The following is a 22548-nucleotide window of genomic DNA, read 5'->3' as shown; positions in this document are numbered from 1 at the left end:
GACCATATTTTCGCGTATGCAGAGACAGGTGCCTCCAGTCGAAAGGCATACGAGGTAACGGGACAGCATCTGCGTACCGCTTCTGAGCCGTGCTCGATCACAGGCGCATTCCGTTCTCGGTGTCGATCCGCGAAACGGCGTGTGATGCGGGCTGACCGGAAATTCGCGGTTCATTGGGTAGATTCCCCGCGATGTCCAGCAACCGTTCAACGTCCGGTGAGACCGAAGTGATCGATCCCGCAGCGCTTACGTCTTCGATAATCGGGCGTCGGTACCGCACCTGCGATTACTACGAGGTCGGGCGCGAGAAGATTCGCGAGTACGCGAGTGCGGTGCGTAACTACCACCCCGCGCATTGGTCAGAGGACGCAGCGGCCGGCTTCGGCTACGACCGTCTCCTGGCGCCACCGACCTTCGGCTCCGTTCCCGGGTACCTTGCCTACGCCGAGGTGTTCGACATAATCCTGCCCGGTCACGAACTGGGCAACATGATCCAGACCGATCTGATGATCGAGTTCCACCGCCCGCTGCTGGCCGGTGACCGGGTCGGCTTCGAGATGTGCCTCGACTCGTTCCGCCCCGCGTTCGGCGGCGACCTCATCGGGCTGCGCCAGACCATAGTCGACCAGAACGATCGGCCTGTCCTCACTTCCCGGACCAGCCTGTTCGGCCGCGCCAACGGCGCCATACCCCGCTCGGTCGATGCGATCGTGATGCACGGCGCACACCCGGACACACGGAAGTCACACCGGACGCTGCCGCCGCGGTACGTCGGTACGCAGACCTCCGAGCCGGTGCGGCGCGTGCCCGCGGCTACGGCACCCGCGCACGCACTGTCATTCGACGCGGTAGCCATCGGCGACGAGTTGCCCCCGCGCACGCTCGCGCTCAGCCGTGGTGACCTGGTCAACTACGCCGGCGTCGCAGGCGATGCGAACCCGATCCACTGGAGCGCCGAGATCGCCACGCAGATGGGACTCGATACCGTTGTCGCCCAGGGCATGTTGACGATCGGGCTCAGTGTGGACTTCTTCACCTCGTGGCTCGGCGACCCCGGCGCGGTGCGGGCCTACAACGTGCGTCTGACCAGCCCGGTCCATGTCACCGAGACCGGCGGGCGGATCGAGTTCCGCGGCAGGGTGAAGGACCTGAATCCGGACGCGCGGACCGCGACGGTGGCGGTCACGGCCGAGCACGACGGGCGCAAGATCTTCGGCCGCGCGACGGCCGAGGTCGCCCTCGCCTGATCGCCTCACCCGTATCGCGCCACCGCCGCACCACGAATTCGTGGTCGGCCCGGTGACGATGCGGGATCGACGTTCTCGTGATCGGCGGCAGCGTCACCGGTGCGAACTCGGTGTGTTTGGTCCGGAAGAGTCGGGGCACGTTGGACACGGAGCGCGCGCTGCCAGAATCGGCGGGCCCGCGCTCCGCATCCGATGAAGCGGGCATCCCGGCCCGCTCGCGCCCGAAAGGACCGGTATCTGTCGTGGTTGTGCTTCTCGCTGCGGTCGGCTCTGCTTCCCTGGCGGTCATAGCGGCACATGTCACGGTCGTCGCCCGCAGCTTGGCGGAACTGCGATCGCCGCGCCGCGAGGGCGCGCTCGACCGCGCCGAGCAGACATCCTGCACCCCTACGGTCTGACTCCCACGCAAGACGCCGTTCGGACGCCGATTCCCACTGGTCGGCGTCATGTCTCGACCCGACCGAAGATCGGATACGATCGCTGCTACCTCTTCGGTCCAGCAACCGGCCGCTGAGACAGTCGGCGTCCGCCGGCGTCAATCGGTGATCGGAGGCCCCGTTGTCGGTGCTTGCCGACGACGGCATCAACGCAGTCAGCCCTTCATCCCGAGCACATCCCCGACCGTCGGTGTTCATGCGGCGTGACCGATCGGACAACCTGCCCGAGTGGCCGTCGACGTGGAGTTGCCAGGGCAGAAACCCGCGCGCCTCGAACCCGACAGGCACACCCGCACCACCGATCCTTTCGTTCTGAAGGAGCATCCGCATGACCGTCCACGGCCAGCCCATCGACATCCTGCTCGTCGAGGACGACCCCGGCGACGAGTTGATGACCCGGGAAGCCTTCGAAGACAACAAGATCGGCAACACGCTGCACGTCGTTCGCGACGGAGAGGAAGCTCTCGATTTCCTCTACCGCCAGGGCGCACACGCCGAGGCGGTACGACCGGATCTGATACTGCTCGATCTCAACCTGCCCAAGTACGACGGGCGGCAGGTCTTGGAGAAGATCAAGGCCGACCCCGGCCTCGCGCACATTCCAGTGGTCGTGCTGACCACATCGGCGGCCGAAGAGGACATCCTGCGCAGCTACCGGCTGCATGCGAACGCGTATGTCACCAAGCCGGTCGACCTCGACCAGTTCGTCGCCGCGATCAAACAGATCGACGAGTTCTTCGTCCAGGTCGTGCGCCTGCCGCGCCGCCATTCGTAACAATTCGCTCGACAGCCGCCGAATCACGCCATCCGGTACGCCGTTCCGGAATGGCTCGCCTGCGGCAGCAACGAACCAGATGCCTGCCGGAAACACGAAAGATGTTGCCGCATCGGGGATTATCCCCTGGCACACAGATCACCTGATGGAGTAACCTCGATCATGGCACCCACCGAATCCCGTCGCACCCCGCCGAGACCGAACGCAACCGAAGCCGTCGGCACGCCCGAGACCCCGATCGTCTGGCCCGACCCCAGCCCCCTCGACGCTTGGTGGCGGCGCGTCATGCACGTCGATCGACCTCGGCACAGTCGCGTGCCCGCCGCCACCCAATCCACGTGATCGGTCGGCAGCAGCGTCCAAGCACGTCTGCGGAGTCCTGGCGCCGCGGCACCGTGGCCTGGTTCAACGTCGAGAAAGGTTTCGGATTTCTGCAGCCCGACGACGACCCCACGCCGGTCTTCGTCGAGTACACCAGCATCGAGACCACCGGCTACAAATCCCTCACCGCCGGCCAACCAGTCATCTTCACCGCAACCGTGCGCAAGCGCGGTCCTGAGGCCATTGCCGTTCGTCCGCTCCTTCCCGGTGCCACGGACGCCGGAACCGCCGCCGACGGCTGATCGGCCCCACACCTACAGCCGAAGCGACGCGATCCGCCTCAGATCATGTGACGAACGCGAGTGCGCCATTTTACCCTCGCGTATCGCTTGGACGCGGGCCACCGCTATAGTGTGGCCCGCTCCTACGAGCTCTGCCGGAAGATTTGGGGGGCAAGCATTTCGGTGGATCCGACATTTGGCAGTCGGACGCAGAGCTGACGCCACGGGAATACGCAGATCGCTCGACCACGCAGTGCGATCGCACTGCGAGTCGGACCGTCTACGGTGGCGAGAAACCAAGCACTCGCTCAATTCTCTTGGCAATAAGTCGACTTCGCTGAAACAAGGCAAGCGGAACCACGAGCGGAGGCTCCGAGAGATCCTGGTTTACGCACCATTTCCAGCGTGGTTTACATCCGAATCTCAGTGCGTCCCGGCGTGTCGCGAAGTCGATGTGCACGAATTCCAGTGTTTCGGTCAGTTTGTAGTGTAACGATGGTGATGCTGCCGAGGGGGCGCTCATGTCGAAGATGTCGAAAGAGTTGTACGCGGCGATCAGCCGGGATCTTCGTTCAGGCATGGCCGAGCCGGTGCGTTTCTGCAATCTCTCAACCTGATGGCCGTTCGCCATCCTGAAAAACCCACTACAAAGGGGGGAGTCTCATGTCCACCAACACGCGATCGTTGTCCCTGCTCGGCCCCGAGGCCGGGGACCTTGCGCCCGTCGCGCTTTCGGCCGCCGACACCGTCTTACCGATGGGTGGCAGCCCTCTGGGGGTGGTGCTGTCTCCCGACGGGACACGCGCCTACGTGGCCGGCAGTACGTCGAACACCGTCACTGTGCTCGACACCGCGACCGACGGTGTCGTCGCGACCATTCCCACAGGGGCGGGGCCGAGGCTGTTTGCTTTCGCACCCGACGGGGGCCGCCTCTATGTGAGCGTGGCCGAGGATGGCTTGCTCAGCGTGATCGACACCGCGACCAACACCATCACCGCGAGCGTCCCGGTGGGGACGGCGCCTACTGGCGTATCAATCACTCCGGACGGCGGCCACGTCTACGTGGCGAACCAGGGCAGCGACACGGTCAGCGTGATCGACACCGCGACCAACACCATCACCGCTACCATCGCGGTGGGAGTGCTGCCGACCGGTGTGGCGGTCACCCCGGACGGGTCCCGCGCCTACGTCGGCAACATCCTCGGCGACACCCTCAGCGTGATCGACACCGCCACCAACACCATCACCGCTACCATCCCTGGGGGCGGCGGGCCCTCGGTCGTGGCGATCACCCCGGACGGCACGCGCGCCTACGTCAGCAACAACTTCGCCAGCACTCTCAGCGTGATCGACACCGCCACCAACACCATCACCGCTACCATCCCGGTCGGCGTCGTGCCGCGTTTCATGACCATCAGCCAGAACGGCGCCCACGTCTACGTGGCGAACTACGGCTCCAATACCGCCAGCGTGATCGACACCGCCACCAACACGCTGTCCGGAAACCTGCGGGTCGGGCAAGGCCCGAGCGGTGTCGCCGTCACCTCGGACGACTCCCTCCTCTACGTGACCAACACCGACGACAACACACTCAGCGTCATCCCTCTGACCCTGGTCCCACGGGAAGGGAGCACCGCAGGTGGCACCCTCGTGACCATCAACGGCCACAACCTCGCCAACGCCAGCGCCGTGCACTTCGGCACCACCGAAGCCACCATCCTCACCAACACTCCGACCTCGATCACCGTCGCCACCCCTGCCGGGGCCGGAGCGGTCCCCGTGACGGTCACCACCCCGGGCGGCACCGGATCCCTGGGATACTTCATCTACTTCCCACCACCGCAGATCAACAGCATCAGCCCCGCCGAAGGCTCCCCCGACGGCGGCACCGCGGTCATCACCGGCTTCAACCTGTCCGGCGCGATTGCCGTGTCCATCGGCCCCAGCCCCGTCACCATCCAGTCCGCCACGCCCACCCAGCTCATCGTCGGCACCATATTCGGACAAAGCCCCGGCACCTTCCCGGTCATCGTGACGACACCGGGCGGCAGCGCCGACGATCTCACCTACACCTACCTCCCCAGCCCCAACATCAACAACGTCACCCCGAGCGCCGGACCGACCACCGGCGGCAGCCTCGTGACCATCACTGGCAACGGACTCACCCACACCGACACCGTGACCTTCGACGGCATCCCGGCAAGCTTCTCTGTCATCTCCGACACCACGATCAGCACCATCGCCCCGCCCCACCCAGCAAACCCAGGAATCACCATCGACGTCACCACCCCGTGCGGCCAGAGCTCCTGGACCTACAGCTACGAGGAAAACCCGACCCTCTGATCCAATGACCCTGTATCGACGCCCACCGTGGCGGCTGGAGTCAGCTTCGAGAATTGCCGTCGTTTGCGGGCCGGTGACACAGTGCGTACCGGCACGCCCCGACAAGCAGATCGTGGTCTCCTCCAGCCGTCCACCCACCTACCCGTCCACCGGCGCTGAAGATCACCCGAACGTCGACGACCAGTTTCCCGCCTCTCGCGCACCCAGGGATGGAATTCGTATGGACGAGATCGGCCGCACCGAGGTCATCGAGGCACTACGACCCGCAGTGGCCGACCTCGTCGAGCCCGGTTCGACCGCCGCCGCGCACGCACCGTCTCGGTGGCAAGCGATCGCGCGGGCCATCCAGCCGCGGGATCGGCTGTCTCTCTAAAAGACAGTCAGCGGAGGTGATTTCGGGAAGACGACGGGCAAGGAAACCAGCGCGCGGTGGAAGGGACCGGGTCGCCAGACCAGGTCCTGCGCCGCGACGGCGAGCCGCATCTCGGGCAGGGCATCGAGCAACTGATCGATGGCGTCCTGGGCGATCAGGTACGCCGCCGACCCGGCCGGACAGGCGTGCGGTCCGAGACTCCATGCGAGATGAGCTCGGTTGTCGGTGTATTCACCCGTATTGATAGCGGGGTCGTTGTTGCAGCCGGTCATGCTGATCACGACCGGCTGGTGCGCGGGCAGCCAGACACTGTCGATGAGAATGGGCTGCTTCGGGTAGCTGACGCAGTAGTTGGCCCCCGGCGGATCGCTGAACAGCACCTTGTCGAGGGCGTCGCGTGTCGACAGGCTGCCGCCGAGGATGCCGCCCGCGAACCGGTGGTCGGTGAGCATCAACCGCAGGGTGTTGACGATCAAGTTCTGCGTCGGCTCGATTCCCGCGCCGTACATCGTGACCAGCTGGTGGATCATCTCCACGTCGTCGAGGGCAGCGGGGTGCTGCAACAGCCGCGAGGTGATGTCGTCGCCCGGTTCCTTCCGCTTCGTCTGCACCAGGTTGAACAGCGCGTCGGTGATCATCGCGTTGCCCTTGGCTGCGTTGACGCCCTCGAAGATGGCGGCCATGCCGGTCGCGACGTGCTGCCCGATATCCGGTGGGCAGCCGAGTATGGCGTTGAGCACCGCGAAGGTGAGCGGAAACGCGTACTGGCTGATCAGCTCCGCCGCGCCGTCCTGGCAGAATGCATTGATCACCGAAATGGCGATCTGCTCGATAGTGGCGTGCATGGCGTGCAGATCGACCTCGGAGATGGCCGCAACGGTGGCCTGCCGGTAGCGCAGGTGCTCCAGGCCCGCGCTGCGCAAGGCATTGGGCCGCCACTCCAGCATCGGCAGGATCGGGCACTCGCCGGGAATGTTCTTCTGCCAGGTGCGCGGATCGGCTGGAAAGTGCTCGGGGTCGTGGAGGATGCGCAGGGCCGTGTAGTAGCCGATCACCAAAGTGGCGGGCACGTCCGGCGCCAGCTCCACCGGAACGAGTGGACCATACCTGCGACGCATCTCACGGTAGGCGTGGTGCGGATCCGCCGCGAATGCCTCCGAATACAGTGCGACCCTGTGGCCGTCGGTGTCGATCGGCGAACCGTGCTGGATGGGGCAGCCAGGATCGGACGTCGACGTGGGTGGCTGGAAATGTGGCGTGGTCAAAAGACGGGACTCCAAAAGGAATAGGCATTCGACGACATGGTCGGTACGCGCGGCACGCGGCTCGGTCACATGCCCAGCTTTTGTACGGGTGACGATTTTCAGGTCGATCGGCGCGTGCCTCGATGGGGGTGCAACTGGACCCGTGATCGGTTATCTCCCTTCTGAATCGGTCTACGGCATTCCCTCGCGCCGAGCTGATCGAGGCTAACACCTGGCAGCCCATCGGGAATGGTGTTGGAACTATCGTTGCGGATGAGTTTCTGACGCATGCCGAAGAACGCTTACCCGGACCAGACCAAGCACTCGCCCGGATTTACAGCGTCAGACGCCGCGGCCCGATTCGGTAGGAATAACTGGCGTTGCCGCGACCACCTTGTCGCGGCAGATTCTGTGTCAGATCAGGGCTTTGCTCTGGGGCGAACCCTGATACCGTGGCGACTTCTCTCATCAACCTGGAGGACCTCATGGACCGTGGCATGCTGAATGTCATTGCCGCCGGGGCGATCTCGCTTGCAATCGGTCTGCAGCCGGCGATCGCGGCGGCGGCCCCGGACGGAGTACCGCTGGAACCCACGGACACCGCCCAGGCCGAGACGACAGCTCCTTTCGACCCCATTGCCCTCTCTGCTTCCTGCGCGAACTGATCGAGAGCGGCTCCTAGCCGCAGATTTCGAAGACGAGGTCGACGGGCGGGGTGCTCGATGTCTACGACAACCCAGCCGCAGACGGGCGCGTGATCCGTGTGGACGAGTTCGGACCACTCGACCTGGTTGCCACGCGCCGGTCGTGACCGGCGGCCGCGGCGCAAGCCGAAGCGGTTGCGGACAACCTACCACCGCAGCTACGGCGAGCAGGACGACGCCGTCGCCGCGCACATCCGCTGGCACAACCAGCCCGCCGAACCCGCACGCGACTTCGCCGTCAACTCCGAGATCCGGCAGCCGGATTACCAACGTCCACTGCCTGAGCGGACAGCAGCCGCTGGTGAGCGGCGAACTCGAAGCGCGTCCCAGCGAAGGGGCAGCATCCGAGTCGAGCCACGCGACGCTTACAGCAGGCCCCGCAGTTTCAGGTCGGTCGCGTATTTCTCGATGAGCCCACGCGACACGTGCGGAATATCGTGATCGGTACCGATTTTCGCGGCCTGGACGGCGGATCGGAATTTCTTCGCGGGAAGGGCGGAGCCGCGAACGGCGGGAGCCGCGCGCCGGTAGGCGTGCAGCAACGGCAGCAGGGACGCCTGGCGCTGCTTTTCCGGTAACGCCCGCAGCGCGATCTCGAAGCGGGCGAACCACTCGCCATAGTCGGCGATCCGCTCGATCCGGTGACCGGAGTCGATCAGCCAGTCGACGAACTCGTCGAGCGAGAGGCCGTCGTCGTGTGGGTTGAGCACGTCGAAGGTCTGGAAGCCTGCGGTGGCCGCGGCACCGAGGGTGGTGATCGCCTCGGCGGTGAAATCGGCGGGCAGGCCGTCGTAGTGGGCGCGTGGCCGGTTGCCCTCGGCGCCGGTGCGGTAGAAGGAGAACGGCGCGATCCCCGTTGCGATCAGGCTCACCAGCAATCGAGTAAACATGTCCGGCACGTTGAGCTGGCCGGCGTAGCGGCTGTGCGCCAGGATCATGTCCGAACGGAATACCACGACCGGCAGACCACACAGGTCGTTGGCCTCCCGCAGCAGCACCTCCCCCGCCCACTTGCTGTTGCCGTAGCCATTGGCGTAGCTCTCGTCGACAGCGCGCGTCGCGCTTATCGCACGGATGTCGCCGTCTTCGTCGAAGACGGGCGGATCGATCTGCGCGGCCACCGCGACGGTCGACAAATAGGTGAACGGCTTCAGCCGGGTGGTGACGGCCAGGCGGATCAACTCGGCGGTGCCGACCACATTCGGCCCGAACAGCTGTCGGTATGGCAGCACATGGTTGACCAGCGCGGCCGGGTGCACGATCAGATCCACGCTGCCGGCGAGCCGGTCCCACGTCGCCGCGTCCAGGCCGAGGTTCGGCTCGCCGATGTCGCCGGCGAGCACCTCGAGGTTCGTGGCGGCCAGCTCCTGGAAATGCTGGACGAGCGCCTGGTCGCCGCTGTCGAAGGCGGCGTCGAGGCGTTTGCGCGCGGCGGCCTGGTCGCCGCCGCGCACGAGGCAGATCAGCGTCCCCCCGATCACGTTCAGCCGCTCCAACCATTCCAGGCACAGAAAGCGACCGAGGTAGCCGTTCGCGCCGGTGAGCAGCACGGTCCTGGCGGGCCCCGCGGGGCGTGGGCAATGTCGCCGCGTTCGCAAGAGTGCGGGCGTCGAGGAACTTGTCCAGCGTGAGCTCGTCCGCCCGAACCCGCGAGCCATCGCCATGCACCGACGCGAAGGTCGGGCGCGGTTCGATCGAATCTCGTCCTGCCGCAACGTAGTCCGCAACCTCACGCAGACCGTTCGCCGGGCTGATCACCACCGACACCGGTACCTCGACGCCGAAGATCTCGTGCAGCAGGTTCGAGAAGGACAGCGCCGAAAGAGAATCGCCACCGAGATCGGTGAAATGTGCGTCGGGGCGCACGTCTGTGCTCGCGCAACCCAGCAGTGCCCTCGCGGCACGGCTCACGGTCTCCAGCACCGGCAGATCGGCCGCGGCGCGGCGCAGGTCGAGTAACTCGTTGGTCTGCCCCTCTGCCAGCTCCGCGTACAACTGCTCCAACCGCTGCCTGTAGCGTTCTTTCAGCTTGGGCCGCAGCAACTTTCCGATGCCGGTCAGCAGTCCGTCGCCGATGGTGAACGGCCGCGTCTCGATCAGGAAGGCGCGGGGGACCTCATAGGAGTGCAGGTCGGCGTCCTTGGCGAGCCGTTGCATCGACTCGATCAACGCCGCCTCGAGTTTGCCGAGATCGCCGTCTGCCAACGCGTCGTCGGTGGGCACGATCACCGCGAGCAGGTAAGCGCGTTCGCTGCTGCCGTACACGAAGATCTGCCGGATCAGCGGGCTGGTGGCGTAGACGGCTTCCAGATGCGAGACGGCGACGAATTCGCCCTGAGACAATTTGAGCACATTGTTACGGCGGTCGACGTAGACCAGCCGATCCGGTTCGAGTTCAGCGACGATGTCGCCGGTCTTGTAGAAACCGTCGTCGTCGAAGACCTCGGCGGTGATCTCAGGCCGCTTGTAGTACCCGGGAATCATGGTGGTGCTCTTCAGCAGCAGCTCGCCGCGCGGATGCGGTTTGTCGGTCCGGAAGTAGCCCAGCTCGGGGACGTCCGCGAGCCGGTAGTCGAGCACCGGCGGTCGCCGCACTTGGTTGTCGATCAGGATTCCCCCGCCTGCCTCGGTGGAGCCGTATCCGTCGTGCAGATCCAGGCAGAGCACCGACTCCATGAAGGCTTTCATCTCCGCTGCCACCGGCGCGCTCCCACAGAGGGCCGTCATAAGGCGTCCGCCGAGAAAGTCTTGACGCAGTTCGGCTTTCACCTCCCCTTCCAGCGCTGCGCTGTCGACGCCCGGCCCGCCGCGCCGGTCCACTTCGCTCTGATAGCGATGGAACACCATGTCGCACACGCGCGGAACGAAAAACAGCTCGGTAGGCCGGGCCAGCGCGATGTCGTCGAAGAGCGTGGACATGTCGCTCGTGGCCGCGAAGTACGCCGTCCCGCCGCGCGCAAGCACACCGGTGAGCGACATGCGGCCGGCGACATGGCTCATCGGCATGTAGTTGAGGTTGATCGCGGCCAGATCCGGCCGGTCCAGCCACATGGCGGTGACCAGCCGTTCGGTGTACATCGCGCCCTTAGGCGTGCCCGTACTGCCCGAGGTGTAGATCAGCAACGCCAGCGGATCCTCCCCCGACTCGGGGGCGTACAGCGGCGCGGGCGGCAGGCGACGGCCGCGTTCGAGCACATCGTCGAGCGATTCGACGACCACCGGGCTGCCCGCGACCGCGAGTCGTTCGCGCGCCGCCTCGAGCGCCGCACGCCCGCCGTCGTCGCGCGCGTCGTAGTCGAAGACCACCAGCCGCTGCGGCGCGGGAACCGCCAAGACGCATTCGACGGCCGCGTCGAGCAGTTCTGGTGTCGCGGCGACCACGCTCGGCTCGGTCTCCCCGACGATCGCGGTCAACTGTGCGACAGACGCACTGGACTGCAGTGGAACGGCGACCAGTCCCAAGTGCACACAGGCCAGGTCGACCGTGGCGTAGTCACTGCTCGTGAATCCGAGCATCGCCACGAAATCGCCGGCGTGCAGCGGATTCTCCGGGGCGCCGTGCCACGCGGCGGCAATCGCGCGGACGCGCTCCCACAATTCGCCGTAGGTGAGGGTGTCGAAGTGCGGCAGCAGAGTGCTCGACGTACGGCCGGTGGTTTCGTCCGTCACTATCCGCACCGCCCGCTGCCTGAGGGCGGGCCGATCGGCATAGCCGACCATAACCTGCTCGACGATCTCCGTGAGCCGCATCTCGGGCTTGCGGATCGTCTGGACCACCTCCGCACGCGGTCTGGCATTGCGGATGTCTTCGTGCTCCGCGTACAGCTCGGCGATGTGGCCCATGAGCCATGTTCCCCGCGTCTCTACCTCCACAGCCGACCTCCTTGTCCGGGAAGACGTCTTCGAATTGAACGTTAGCTTGTCTAAAGACATTCTAGGCCGACGATAGCTGGCGACAAGCATCTGTGACACGAGACATAGATTCCTAAATGTCGCAAACATGCGGAAAAGCCCCTTGTGGCGCATGCTCAGCCTGGTTCTGCCGGCACCCCGTCGGTATCGCCATTTTCGGGTCTCTGTTCCTGGGCCTCGCGGGCGGCACCGCCCTGAGCGCGGCACACGCCCTCGGCGCTACAGCGATCGGAAGGCGTCACGGTACTCGTCGCCGCGGCACTCGCGCGGCGCGGTAGCGGACCCCCGAGGTCACGCACGGCCTCGGGGCACTCAACCGCTACGCGACAACGCGTGGACCGGCGCCAACTTCCGGCGTGGCGGCTATCTGGACCACACCCTGCGCTACGAACGCGCCGCCGAGTTCGTCGCGACAGTGCGCGCGATCTGGGATTCCCGGGACGACGGCGCGATCGCGACCTCGCAGCAGAGCCCGACGTGGGCGCGCCCGGTAACGCGCGCGAGCGACCATTTCCGGGTGACGATCACCCCCGACGCTGCCGCGCAGCGCACAAGGTCACCCGGTGATCTTCCAGGCGGGCGATTCACCGACCGGGCGCGACTTCGCCGCGGCGCACGCCGACGTCATCTCCCGCCGCGGCGAAGACCCGCAAACCATCGCCCGCGAGTGGCGGGCGCGGGCCGAGGAGGAGAATCTTTCGCTTCGGGAAGTCGTGATCACGGCGACCGAACGCTCCGGCTTCGCGGGCACCGCCACCTAGGTCGCCGACGAACTCGCCCGGTGGGTCCGGCACGGTGCCACCGACGGCTTCAACCTCTCCCCCTACCTGGCCCCGAATGGGCTCGACGAGATCGTGGACTGGCTGGTACCCGAACTCCAGGAGCGGGGCGTCTACCGCAACGAGTAGACCGGCACCACGCTGCGCAGGCACCTCGACCTGCGCGAACCGCTCACCCGGCGGTCCTGACGCGTCTGAGCACGACCAGAGCCGCCGTTCCTCTCGACGACGGCTCTGCGTTGTCGACCTTCAGAGAACGGATTCGATCGCCGACACCAGTTCCGGCGCGTCGGGCGTCACGGTCGGACGGAAGCGGCCCGCCACTTTGCCGTCCCTGTCGATCAGGAACTTCTCGAAGTTCCACTGGATGTCACCGGCGTTACCCTCGGCGTCGGCGGTCTCCACCAGGGTCTGATACAGGTTGTGCCGGTTCTCGCCGTTGACCTCGGTCTTCTCCAGCAACGGGAAGTCGACGCCGTAGGTGGTGGCACAGAACTGCTGGATCTCCTCCGCGGTACCCGGCTCCTGGCCCATGAACTGATTGCACGGGACGCCGACGACGCTGAACCCGCGCGGCCCGTAGGCCCTCTGCAGTTCGACCAGGCCGGAATACTGCGGCGTCAGACCACATTTCGACGCCACGTTGACCACCAGGACGGCGTGATCGCCGACCAGGTCGGACAGCGTCGTCGGCTCGCCGGACAGCGTGCGCAGCGGTACTTCTCGAAGGCTCATTCGTATCGGACCTGCCAATTCTTGATTCCGTTGGCCCACCCCGAGCGCCACGGTACCGGATCGAGCAGGTACGGGCTCGGGCACGATGCCGGACGGGCGGTACGGAACAGCGCTCAGCGCAATCTGGTTCGGCGCATGAACCGCAGCGACATCAGGGTCATCTTCAACTGTTTGTCGTAGGGCTGACCCGACCGCGCGGCGAGCACCTGGCGCTTGAGCACACCGACGTTGACCGTGTCGGTGTACTTGAGCAGGCCCTGGTCCCCGTGGCGGGTGCCGACGCCGGACTGCTTCACTCCGCCCGACGGTGTGGACTTCGCGGCATAGGTCGCGACGAACCCGTCGTTGATGTTGATGCTGCCCGCCTGGAGCTGGGCGGCGATCCGGTTGGCGTGCGTCGGATTCCGGCTCCATACGCTCGCGTTCAGTCCGTAGTCGGTGGCGTTGGCGAGGCGGACCGCCTCCTGCTCGTCGTCGAACGGGTACACCGTGACGACCGGGCCGAAGGTCTCCAGCGTCGCGTGCGTCATCTCGGAGGTCACCCCGGTCAGCACAGTGGCCTCGTAGAAAGCGGGTCCGATGTCCGGGCGCGCTTTGCCGCCGACGTGGACGGTGGCCCCTTTGGCACGCGCGTCCTCGACGTGGGCGGCGACCCGCTCGAGATGCTGCGGGGAAACCAGGGAACCGAACTCCGGCGTGTAGTCGTACGCGCCGCCGATCTTGCCGTTCAACTCGTCGGTGGCCGCGACCAATCGGCGCACGAACTCGTCGTGAATACCGTGGTGCACGTAGATCCGCTCGATGTGCATGCACGCCTGGCCCGAGTTGGCGTACGCCGCGAAGACCGCACCAGGGATCACCTCGTCCAGATTCGCGTCCTCGAGCACGATCATCGGGTTCTTGCCGCCGAGTTCCAGGCTGCAGCCGATGAGGTTGCGTCCCGCCTGTTCGCCGACGACCCGCCCGGTGGCGGTGGAGCCGGTGAACATGACGAACTCGACGTTGTCGATCAGGGAGGGTCCGATGTCCGGCCCCTCGCCGCACACCACCTGGACCAGTCCGCGCGGCAGCCCGGCACGGTGCAACAGCTCTACCCCATAGAGCACGCAGAGGGCCGTCTTGTTGTCCGGCTCGAGCACGACTCCGTTGCCCGCCATGAGTGCCGGCATGGCGTCGGACATGGCGATGGCGAAGGGGAAGTTCCACGGTGCGATCACCGCGACCAGCCCTTTGGGCCGATGCTCCTCGGTCGAGGTGGTCAGCAGCGGCATGGGGCCGCCGTGCCGTTTCGGCCGCAGCACCCGGCGCGCGGTCTTCAGGTAGTGGCTGATAACCATCGGCACGTCACAGGATTCCTCGACGGCCATCCGGCGGGTCTTGCCGCAACCGATCTGGATGAGGTCGGCGATGGTCTCCACTTCGCCCAGGATCAGCTCGTGCAGACGCTCGAACACACGCAGGCGCTGCCGCAGCGGCAGTGCGGACCATTCCTGCTGCGCGGCGCGAGCGCGCGCGCACGCCGCCGCCACGTCCTGCGGTGTCGACTGCGGCAGTTCGCCGACCGGCGCACCGGTGTAGACCTCGGTCATCGTGAACGGCGCCGCACTGCCGTCAGCGGCGACCAGCCCGGTCAGCCGGTCGATCATCTCGTCAGTGATCCTGGCGGGCACGGCGGCCGTGGTCTTCTCGGTATCTGTGCTCATCGGGTCTCTCCATGACGTCGGGCATCGTCGCAGCTGTCGGGCCGGATATTGCGACCAAAATAGAACACGTTCCGGTTCGTCTCCATACTATTCGCCGCGGTATCCGCACGTACCTGCCACGACCGAAGAATTTTCGCTCAGGCGTCCGTGACGATCGACAGCGCACGAGTCGGGCAGTCGTGGACCGCGCGCTCGATATCGGCACGCGCCTCCAGGGCGCGGACCACGACGTCGCCGCGCCGCCTGCGCAGCATGCCGGGTAGCACCCGGTGCACGAGACGCTGTGCGCCGACGAGGTGAACCTGCACCTGCTGCAGAAATCGCTAAGGAAGCATCGCGTGCACCTGATCGAACTCGATGTCGCCCGCGCTGGACACCAGGATCTCGGTGGGGCCCAACGCATCTTCGGCCGCGCTCACGAACTCCTCGACCGAGTCCGGGTCGGTGACGTCGAGCCGGCGCGCGAATGCCGCGCCGCCGTTCGCGCGGATCTTGTCCGCCAGCGCGGCGCACTGCTCCCCTCGGCGCGCGCCGAGGGCGACCGTGTGGCCGAGTTCGGCCAGCGCCGCAGCGGTGGCCGCGCCGATCCCGGAGGAGGCGCCGGACACGACCGCGGGCCTGCGTTCCGGGTGCGGCGCGAATCTGGGCATTTATCCGGCCTCCACGGCAAGTTCGGCGAACCATGATTCCCTGGGGTTCGCCGATGGCGACACCTCCCGCATCGACGATTCCAGGCTGGGCAGCTTCGGCGCCTTCCCCGGTTTCGATAACGAGTTCTCGTCGACCTCGACGTACAAGCAGTTACACAGAGACACATAACTGGACATATGTCTTGACGCTACCACCGGCGCACAACTCCGACAATCCATGCGCTGTACCACCTAACTCTTGCGCACAAGCCGGTGCGGCGATCGCAAAACGCAGAGAGATTTCACCTTCGACCGGCTGCCACATCGGCAAGAATGACAGAATTAGAACCTGTTATTGCATCACTACATTGACCGAGACTATATTCCATACATATGTCCAGACAGCATCGGAGTCATCCATGAGCAGCCTCCTGCCCGCCGACGGGTCGCGCCTGCTGATCGGCGGCAAGCTGCTGCGGGACACCACAGCCCCGATCGACGAGGGAGACTTCTGGCTGCCCGTCCTGCGACATGTGCGCGATCTCGGCGAGAAGGACCTCACCCTGGCTCTGGAGCTCGGCGTCCGCCTCGGCACCGCACTTCCCTTGGCCGAGCTCGCCCTCGACCGTCTCGGGCCCGGCCTCGGCGTCGGAATGCCCGCCAGCAGCAGTCCGACCGCACCGAGTAGTGAAGGATCCGAAACATGTCTGATGCCAGCACCATTCGTCCGCTCCGCGCAAGCACGGTGACGACCTGGGACGATGAGGCCGACGTCGTCGTCGCGGGCTACGGCATCGCCGGGGTGTGCGCGGCCATCGAGGCCGCGAGGGCAGGCGCCGATGTGCTGATTCTGGAACGCACCGGAGGCTGGGGTGGCGCAGCGGCCATGGCGGGCGGTTTCATCTACCTCGGCGGCGGCACGCCGTTACAGCAGGCCCTCGGTTTCGAGGACACGCCGGAGAACATGGAGACCTTCCTACTCGCCGCACTCGGCCCCGGCGTGGACAAGGCGAAGATAGCCGACTACTGCCGCGGCAGCGTCGAGCACTACAACTGGCTGGTCGCCTGCGGCGTGCCGTTCCGCGAGGCGTTCTGGGGCGAGCCGGGCTGGGAGCCGCCGCACGACGAAGGGCTGATGTACTCCGGTGGCGAGAACGCGGCACCGTTCAACGTGATCGCGAAACCCGCACCGCGCGGCCACGTTCCGCAGATGGCCGATAAGCGCATCGGACGGAAGAGCGGCGGCTACATGCTGATGAAGCCGCTGGCCGACACCGCGGGCGCACTCGGCATCCGCGTCGAATACGACATGCGGATCGGGCAACTGATCGCCGACGACGACGATCGCGTGGTCGGGGTGCTCGCCCGCCGCTACGGACGGGAAGTGGCGATCCGCGCCGACCGCGGCGTCGTGCTCGCCACGGGCAGCTTCGCCTACCACCAGGGGATGGTCGCGGCGCATGCGCCGCGCCTGATCGGCAGGCCCGCGGCGGCGATCGAGGAGCACGACGGCATCGGCATCCGGCTGGCCCAGGCGCTGGGCGCGGAACTGGCGCACATGGACGCGACCGAAGTGGCGTTCTTCGGCGACCCGCAGCTGCTGGCACGCGGCATCCTGGTCAACGGGCGCGGCCAGCGCTACATCCCCGAGGACACCTATCCCGGCCGGATCGGGCAGGCGACGCTGATCCAGCAGGAGAATCAGGCGTACCTGGTGATCGACGAGACGTCCTATGAAGCCGGTCTCGCGACCGAGACCTCGACGCCGTTCTTCCGGCAGCCGCCGACCTGGGCTGCGGAGACGGTCGCCGAACTGGAGTCCGACATGGGCCTGCCCGCGCAAGCGTTGCAGGCGACCGTGGCGTGCTACAACCTGCACGCCACGGAGGGCAAGGACCCGCTGCTCGGTAAGAAGCCGGAATGGGTCCGGCCACTGGAGGGCCCGCTGGCCGCTTTCGACCTGCGCGGCTTCACCGCGGGGTTCACCCTCGGTGGGTTGCGCACCGATCTCGATTCGCGGGTACTGCATGTCTCGGGCGAGCCGATCCCGGGACTGTTCGCGGCGGGCCGGTGCACGTCCGGACTGTGCGCGGGCGGCTATGTGAGCGGCGCGTCGCTGGGCGACGGAAGCTTCTACGGGCGCAGGGCGGGCACCGCGGCGGCCGAGAACTGAACGGCCCGGCCGACCCAGTAGTATCCAGACACATGTCCGAACCCGATTCCGTCATGCTCGAGGCGACCCGACGCCGGCTTTCGGGCAAGCAAGCCGACACCGTCGACAAACTCACCCGCGCGGCGGTGCAAGTGCTTGCGCGCGAAGGATTCGCGGGCATGACCGTACGAATGGTCGCCGCGGCGGCCGGCGTCGGGACCGCCACGGCGTACACCTACTTCTCCTCCAAGGAGCACTTGGTCGCCGAGATCTTCTGGCGGCGGCTGGTCGGGTCGCCGTCACCGGTCAGCGACGACCCGGACCCGATCGTGCGGGTCGTGGCCGAGCTGCGGAACATCGCGATGCTGGTGGCCGACGAGCAGGAACTTTCCGGCGCGGTAACCAGCGCGCTGCTCGGCCGCGACCCCGACGTGCAGCACCTGCGTGGACGCATCGGGACCGATATCCGCGAGCGGATCATCCGCGCCCTCGGTTCCGACCCGGACGAGGATGTCGTCGAATCACTCGAACTGCTTTACGCGGGCGCGCTGGTGCGCGCGGGCATGGGTTACGGATCGCATTCCGAGATCGCCGACCGGATCGAGAAGTCCGCGCTACTCATCCTGCGCTAGCGCCGACGACCGCCGAGCCACCTCCGACTCCGGTGACTTCGCCCGGGTTGGCCGGAAACCGAACCCTGGGCGATCGCTTGATCGTATCTTTGCCGTAGTCGGTACAGATCGGAGTAAAACAGTGCAACCAGATGGGCACATCGCGGATTACGTCGTCGTCGGGTCGGGATCCGCGGGTGCGGTCGTGGCCAATCGGCTCAGCGCCGATCCCGGAACGACCGTGGTGCTGCTCGAAGCAGGCCCGCCGGATAAGAACAAGTTCATTCATATCCCCGCCGCGTTCGCGAAACTCTTTCGCTCCGAGGTGGATTGGGACTATCTGACACAGCCGCAGCCGGAACTGGCGAACCGCGAGATCTACTGGCCGCGCGGCAAGATGTTCGGCGGCTCGTCCTCGATGAACGCCATGATGTGGGTGCGTGGATTCCGCGCCGACTACGACGAGTGGGCGCTGCTGGCAGGCGCGGAGTGGAACTTCGCCGCGGCCGTCGAACAGTTCCGCCGGATCGAATCGGTCGAGAACGCCCAATATCCCGACGAGGGAACCGACGGACCGCTGCACATCTCCCGCCAACGCAGCCCACGCGGCCTCACCGCCGCATATCTGGCAGCGGTCGAGGAGGCGGGCTACGCCGTCGAGCCGCCGAACCGGCCGCAGCCGGAGGGCTTCAGCGAGACCATGGTGACTCAGCGCGGCGGGCGCCGCTGGAGCACCGCCGATGCGTACTTGCGGCCCGCCCTGCGCCGGGCGAACCTCACGGTGCGCACCGAGGCGCTGGCCACCAGGGTGCTCTTCGACGGCACGCGCGCCGTTGGCGTGGAATACCGCAGCGGCGGCGGCACCCACACGGTGACCGCGCGGCGCGAGGTCGTGCTGTGCGGCGGTGCGATCAACAGCCCTCAGCTGCTGATGCTTTCGGGCATCGGCGACCGCGATGAGCTGACCCGCCATGGCATCGAGGTGCGGCAGCACGCGCCGGACGTAGGGGCGAACCTGCAAGACCATCTGGTCGCGGCCGTCGGCTACAGCGTGGCGTCCGATTCGCTGTTCGCCGCCTTGAAACCGCGCCAAGTGCTGGACTACGTGCTCCGGCACTGCGGCATGCTCACCTCGAACGTGGGCGAGGCGTACGGATTCGTACGTAGCAGGCCGGAGCTCGATGTGCCCGACCTGGAGCTGGTTTTCGCACCCGCCCCATTCTTCCATGAGGGACTGGTCGACCCGACCGAGCACGGCGTGGTCCTCGCGAGTGTGCTGCTGCGCCCGCACAGCCGCGGGCGGATCACGCTGGCCTGCGCCGATCCGTACGCCAAGCCGCTGATCGATCCGCGTTATCTGTCCGACAGCGCGGGCGCGGACCGTGCTGCCATGATGGCCGGGCTGCGCGTCTGCGCCGACATCGCGGCCGAGCCGTCGATGAAGGCGGTGCTCGGCCCGCTGATCTACCCGCCGCAGGCGCCCACCGAACGGGAAGCCATCCTCGAACTGACGCTCAACGCCTACTCGCACACCCTCTACCACCCGATCGGCACGTGCCGGATGGGCACCGACACCAGTAGCGTCGTCACGCCGCGATTGGAAGTCCGTGGTGTGCAAGGACTGCGAGTCGCCGACACCTCGGTGATGCCGCTGATCATCCGCGGCCACACGCACGCGCCCGCGGTGTTCATCGGCGAGCAGGCGGCCAAGTTCATCCTCGCCGGATAGTCGGGCTCACAACGCCACGAAAAGCCCCAGCCCCGCCAGCACGAGATACGGCAGCGGATACCCGATGTGCGAGTACCTCCGTGCCCGAGCGGCGGCAGACGTCGCCGCACCACGGTCACCCGGGCGCTGTTGTATCCGTCATCTCGGTGACGCGGCACAGAGCCGAAAGGTGACCGATGCACACCGACGACGCGTTGGCGCGGGAATTCGAGTCGCAGCGCGGGCATCTGCACGCCGTCGCCTACCGTATGCCCGGCTCACCGAGTGAGGCCGACGACGCCGCGCAGGAGGCCTGGTTGCGGCTGGCCCGGCACGACACCGGGGACGTGCGGAACCTGCCGGGCTGGCTCACCACGGTCGTGTCCCGGATCTGCCTGGATATGCTGCGCGGCAGGGCAGCGCGCCGTGCGGACCCGCTCGACGGGTCGACCCGGCTGGAGGATGACGCCGGCGACAACGAGCCGGAGCGCGAAGCAGTCCTGATCGATGCGGTCGGCCGTGCGCTGCTGGTGGTCTTGGACCAGCTCGGTCCCGATGAGCGGGTCGCGTTCGTCCTGCACGACCTGTTCGCGGTGCCGTTCGACCAGATCGGGCCGATCGTCGGGCGCACGACGGCGACCACCAAGAAGCTCGCCAGTCGCGCTCGACAGCGCGTGCGCGGTGGCACCGCCACGGCCCCAGCAGAACTCGTCGCGCAGCGGCATGTCGTGGACGCGTTCCTCAGTGCCGCCCGCAGCGGTGATCTCGAAGGACTGCTGGCCGTCCTCGCGCCCGACGTGATCCGGACGGCCGACCCTGCCGCACTCCCAGCGGGCCTGGCGACGACAGTGCGCGGAGCACTGACCGTGGCCAGGGAGACCGTGTTGCTGCAGCAACGTTCGCGGCTGGCGACGCTCGCACTGGTGGACGGCACCGTCGGCATCCTGGTCGCCCCACGCGGCAAGCTGTTGCTGGCACTCACGGTGACGGTGCGCGGCGAGCGGGTCGCGGGTACGAAGTGATCGCCGATTCGGCCCGGCTGCGGCGGCTGACGATCGCCGTGCTTGCCGATTGATCTCGGCAGCACACGTATCCGACACCATTCCACCGCAAGGGCTTCCGGCTTCCACGCGCGGACAACTTTTGTCGGCTGCGTCACGGTGCCGATTCCGCCGCCACGACTTCGACTACGCGTCGATCTCATTCATGCTGCTGCTGTCGATGTTCTCGCCGTCGCGCGATGGCTCGCTGCGTCGCTCCGCAGCCGTCCTTATGTTTTGGTGCCTTCCGGTTCGGGTCCGAGGCAGGTAACCCGCGTACCGCGCTCTCGGCACGTCCGGACGACCGAGACTTTCATCAGCAGTCCGCAATTAGTTGGGAGACAGCATGACCGAACAAGCAATACAGCTGCCCACGGCTAACGAGTCCACCTACGACACCTATGACCGAATTCGGGAGCGCGGCGAGGTCGTTCCTATCGAATTGCCAGGCGGCGTGCCCGCCTGGATTGCCGTCAGCTACCAGGCCGTCAGTGAAGTCCTTGATGACAAACTATTCAGCAAGAGTGCAGCGCAGTGTCCCGCCTTGCGCGATGGCACCATTCCGGCCGATTGGCCCATGCGCGCGCTGACCGATATCGACCACATGCTCAACAAGGACGGTCTCGACCACCGGCGGCTGCGTAAGACCATCAGCCAGGCGTTCACTCCGGCCAGGGTCGCCGCGCTCGAACCGCAAATCGAGAAGATCGCCGCGAACCTGATCGCGAACTTTCCCGGTGGCGACCAGATCGATCTGGTCTCGGCCTTCACCACACCGTTCCCGGTCCGTGTGATCTGTGAATTGTTCGGAGTGCCGAGGGCGGTACAGCCGCAGCTCAAAGACTGGACCACCACGCTCGTCTCGCACACCAGTACCGGCGAAGAGGCGCAGAACGCGATGGCGGGCATGCTCGGCTATTTCGCCGAGTTGCTGGAGAACAAACGGCGTCACCCGGGCGATGATCTCACCACCGCATTGCTGCAAGCCAACGCAGAGAACGAGCTGACCGACGACGAGTTGTGCAACATGCTCTGGATAGTGATCGTGGCCGGACACGAGACCACCGTGCACCTTCTGGGCAATGCCGTCGTCACGCTGTGCACCCATCCCGAACAACGCGCCAAAGCGCTCGCCGAGGCCAGATGGGCCGATGTCGTGGAGGAAATGCTGCGGTACAAGTCATCTGTCGTCGGTGCCCTCATGCGATACGCACGCCATGATGTGACGGTGGCAGGGGTCGATATTCCCGCGGGCAGCATGATGATGTGGTACGGCGGAGTAGGCAGGGACGCGCGGCACTATCCGGACGCCGATACGTTCGATATCGACCACGACCACCGGGACCAGTTGGCCTTCGGTCGCGGCCCGCACTTCTGCCTCGGTGCGCCACTCGCCCGACTCGAGAGCCGCATCGCACTTTCCATGCTGTTCAATCGCTTTCCGCGGTTGAGCCTCGCGTGCGAACCGACGGATATCGAGTACGCCCCCCAAATCAGCACAAATGGACCGCTCGAGCTTCCGGTGCGACTCGATTCCGCCACCTAGACGACGTC

Annotated in this window: 14 protein-coding genes and 4 pseudogenes; 13 read left to right on the top strand and 5 right to left on the bottom strand. The window is 66.3% G+C overall.

Features of this window, described 5'->3' with window-relative positions; all coding sequences use genetic code 11:
* Positions 1-191 precede the first annotated feature (191 nt).
* The 5 genes from OHB12_RS02275 to OHB12_RS02255 all read left to right on the top strand — a co-directional run bounded on the left by OHB12_RS02275 (position 192) and on the right by OHB12_RS02255 (position 5777).
* Positions 192-1247, top strand: coding sequence for a fused (3R)-hydroxyacyl-ACP dehydratase subunits HadA/HadB (locus OHB12_RS02275; RefSeq protein WP_327115671.1), 1056 nt, complete (start codon positions 192-194; stop codon positions 1245-1247).
* 765 nt (positions 1248-2012) lie between these two features.
* Positions 2013-2459 carry a response regulator gene (locus OHB12_RS02270; RefSeq protein ID WP_327115669.1) on the top strand — a complete coding sequence of 149 codons (447 nt, stop codon included), beginning with the start codon at positions 2013-2015 and terminating at the stop codon, positions 2457-2459.
* Positions 2460-2797: 338 nt separating this feature from the next.
* Entirely contained in the window at positions 2798-3082 is a 285-nt protein-coding gene (locus OHB12_RS02265; protein WP_327115668.1) for a cold shock domain-containing protein, read from the top strand.
* Positions 3083-3724: 642 nt separating this feature from the next.
* Entirely contained in the window at positions 3725-5404 is a 1680-nt protein-coding gene (locus tag OHB12_RS02260) for an IPT/TIG domain-containing protein (protein ID WP_327115667.1), read from the top strand.
* Between the two features lie 112 nt (positions 5405-5516).
* Positions 5517-5777 (top strand): hypothetical protein, encoded by a 261-nt coding sequence (locus tag OHB12_RS02255; RefSeq protein WP_327115666.1) that lies wholly within the window; start codon positions 5517-5519, stop codon positions 5775-5777.
* Here the strand turns inward: OHB12_RS02255 and OHB12_RS02250 are convergent.
* Positions 5774-7111, bottom strand: coding sequence for a cytochrome P450 (locus OHB12_RS02250; RefSeq protein ID WP_327115664.1), 1338 nt, complete (start codon positions 7109-7111; stop codon positions 5774-5776). The genes OHB12_RS02255 and OHB12_RS02250 overlap by 4 nt on opposite strands.
* Before the next feature lie 362 nt (positions 7112-7473).
* Here OHB12_RS02250 and OHB12_RS02245 point away from each other — a divergent pair, with 362 nt between their 5' ends.
* Positions 7474-7686, top strand: coding sequence for a hypothetical protein (locus tag OHB12_RS02245; RefSeq protein WP_327115663.1), 213 nt, complete (start codon positions 7474-7476; stop codon positions 7684-7686).
* A gap of 404 nt (positions 7687-8090) precedes the next feature.
* Here the strand turns inward: OHB12_RS02245 and car are convergent.
* Positions 8091-11568, bottom strand: a pseudogene (car, locus tag OHB12_RS02240) (carboxylic acid reductase).
* Positions 11569-11962: 394 nt separating this feature from the next.
* Here car and OHB12_RS02235 point away from each other — a divergent pair.
* A pseudogene (locus OHB12_RS02235) lies at positions 11963-12545 on the top strand (LLM class flavin-dependent oxidoreductase); the annotation flags it as partial.
* A gap of 120 nt (positions 12546-12665) precedes the next feature.
* Here the strand turns inward: OHB12_RS02235 and OHB12_RS02230 are convergent.
* The 3 genes and pseudogenes from OHB12_RS02230 to OHB12_RS02220 form a co-directional block, all read right to left on the bottom strand.
* Positions 12666-13151 (bottom strand): glutathione peroxidase, encoded by a 486-nt coding sequence (locus tag OHB12_RS02230; protein ID WP_327115662.1) that lies wholly within the window; start codon positions 13149-13151, stop codon positions 12666-12668.
* 113 nt (positions 13152-13264) lie between these two features.
* Complete coding sequence (locus OHB12_RS02225) at positions 13265-14854, bottom strand: succinic semialdehyde dehydrogenase (protein ID WP_327115661.1); 1590 nt, start codon at positions 14852-14854, stop codon at positions 13265-13267.
* Between the two features lie 221 nt (positions 14855-15075).
* A pseudogene (locus OHB12_RS02220) lies at positions 15076-15504 on the bottom strand (SDR family NAD(P)-dependent oxidoreductase); the annotation flags it as partial.
* A gap of 398 nt (positions 15505-15902) precedes the next feature.
* On the opposite strand from OHB12_RS02220, the gene OHB12_RS02215 reads away from it, so the two are divergent.
* The 6 genes and pseudogenes from OHB12_RS02215 to OHB12_RS02190 all read left to right on the top strand — a co-directional run bounded on the left by OHB12_RS02215 (position 15903) and on the right by OHB12_RS02190 (position 22540).
* Positions 15903-16232 carry a hypothetical protein gene (locus OHB12_RS02215; RefSeq protein WP_442799942.1) on the top strand — a complete coding sequence of 110 codons (330 nt, stop codon included), beginning with the start codon at positions 15903-15905 and terminating at the stop codon, positions 16230-16232.
* A complete protein-coding gene (locus tag OHB12_RS02210) occupies positions 16187-17656 on the top strand; it encodes an FAD-dependent oxidoreductase (protein WP_327115660.1) in 1470 nt (489 codons plus the stop codon). Before OHB12_RS02215 ends, OHB12_RS02210 begins: the two co-directional genes overlap by 46 nt.
* 32 nt (positions 17657-17688) lie before the next feature.
* Entirely contained in the window at positions 17689-18267 is a 579-nt protein-coding gene (locus tag OHB12_RS02205; RefSeq protein WP_327115659.1) for a TetR/AcrR family transcriptional regulator, read from the top strand.
* Positions 18268-18406: 139 nt separating this feature from the next.
* A complete protein-coding gene (locus OHB12_RS02200) occupies positions 18407-19975 on the top strand; it encodes a GMC family oxidoreductase (protein ID WP_442800063.1) in 1569 nt (522 codons plus the stop codon).
* A 176-nt stretch (positions 19976-20151) separates the two neighbouring features.
* A pseudogene (locus tag OHB12_RS02195) lies at positions 20152-21029 on the top strand (sigma-70 family RNA polymerase sigma factor).
* Between the two features lie 311 nt (positions 21030-21340).
* Positions 21341-22540 carry a cytochrome P450 family protein gene (locus OHB12_RS02190; RefSeq protein ID WP_327115653.1) on the top strand — a complete coding sequence of 400 codons (1200 nt, stop codon included), beginning with the start codon at positions 21341-21343 and terminating at the stop codon, positions 22538-22540.
* The last annotated feature ends 8 nt before the right edge of the window (positions 22541-22548 follow it).

The sequence above is a fragment of the Nocardia sp. NBC_01730 genome, assembly GCF_035920445.1.
Classification (GTDB): Bacteria; Actinomycetota; Actinomycetes; order Mycobacteriales; family Mycobacteriaceae; genus Nocardia.
Note: the sequence above shows the minus strand (reverse complement) of the source record. Positions and strands in the feature narration are given on the sequence as shown.

What these genes read in the sequence shown, in the direction of transcription:
- OHB12_RS02275 (WP_327115671.1), top strand. Translation starts at nt 192, where the DNA reads ATGTCCAGCAACCGTTCAACGTCCGGTGAGACCGAAGTGATCGATCCC.
- OHB12_RS02270 (WP_327115669.1), top strand. Translation starts at nt 2,013, where the DNA reads ATGACCGTCCACGGCCAGCCCATCGACATCCTGCTCGTCGAGGACGAC.
- OHB12_RS02260 (WP_327115667.1), top strand. Translation starts at nt 3,725, where the DNA reads ATGTCCACCAACACGCGATCGTTGTCCCTGCTCGGCCCCGAGGCCGGG.
- OHB12_RS02230 (WP_327115662.1), bottom strand. Translation starts at nt 13,151, where the DNA reads ATGAGCCTTCGAGAAGTACCGCTGCGCACGCTGTCCGGCGAGCCGACG.
- OHB12_RS02225 (WP_327115661.1), bottom strand. Translation starts at nt 14,854, where the DNA reads ATGAGCACAGATACCGAGAAGACCACGGCCGCCGTGCCCGCCAGGATC.
- OHB12_RS02215 (WP_442799942.1), top strand. Translation starts at nt 15,903, where the DNA reads ATGAGCAGCCTCCTGCCCGCCGACGGGTCGCGCCTGCTGATCGGCGGC.
- OHB12_RS02210 (WP_327115660.1), top strand. Translation starts at nt 16,187, where the DNA reads ATGTCTGATGCCAGCACCATTCGTCCGCTCCGCGCAAGCACGGTGACG.
- OHB12_RS02205 (WP_327115659.1), top strand. Translation starts at nt 17,689, where the DNA reads ATGTCCGAACCCGATTCCGTCATGCTCGAGGCGACCCGACGCCGGCTT.
- OHB12_RS02190 (WP_327115653.1), top strand. Translation starts at nt 21,341, where the DNA reads ATGACCGAACAAGCAATACAGCTGCCCACGGCTAACGAGTCCACCTAC.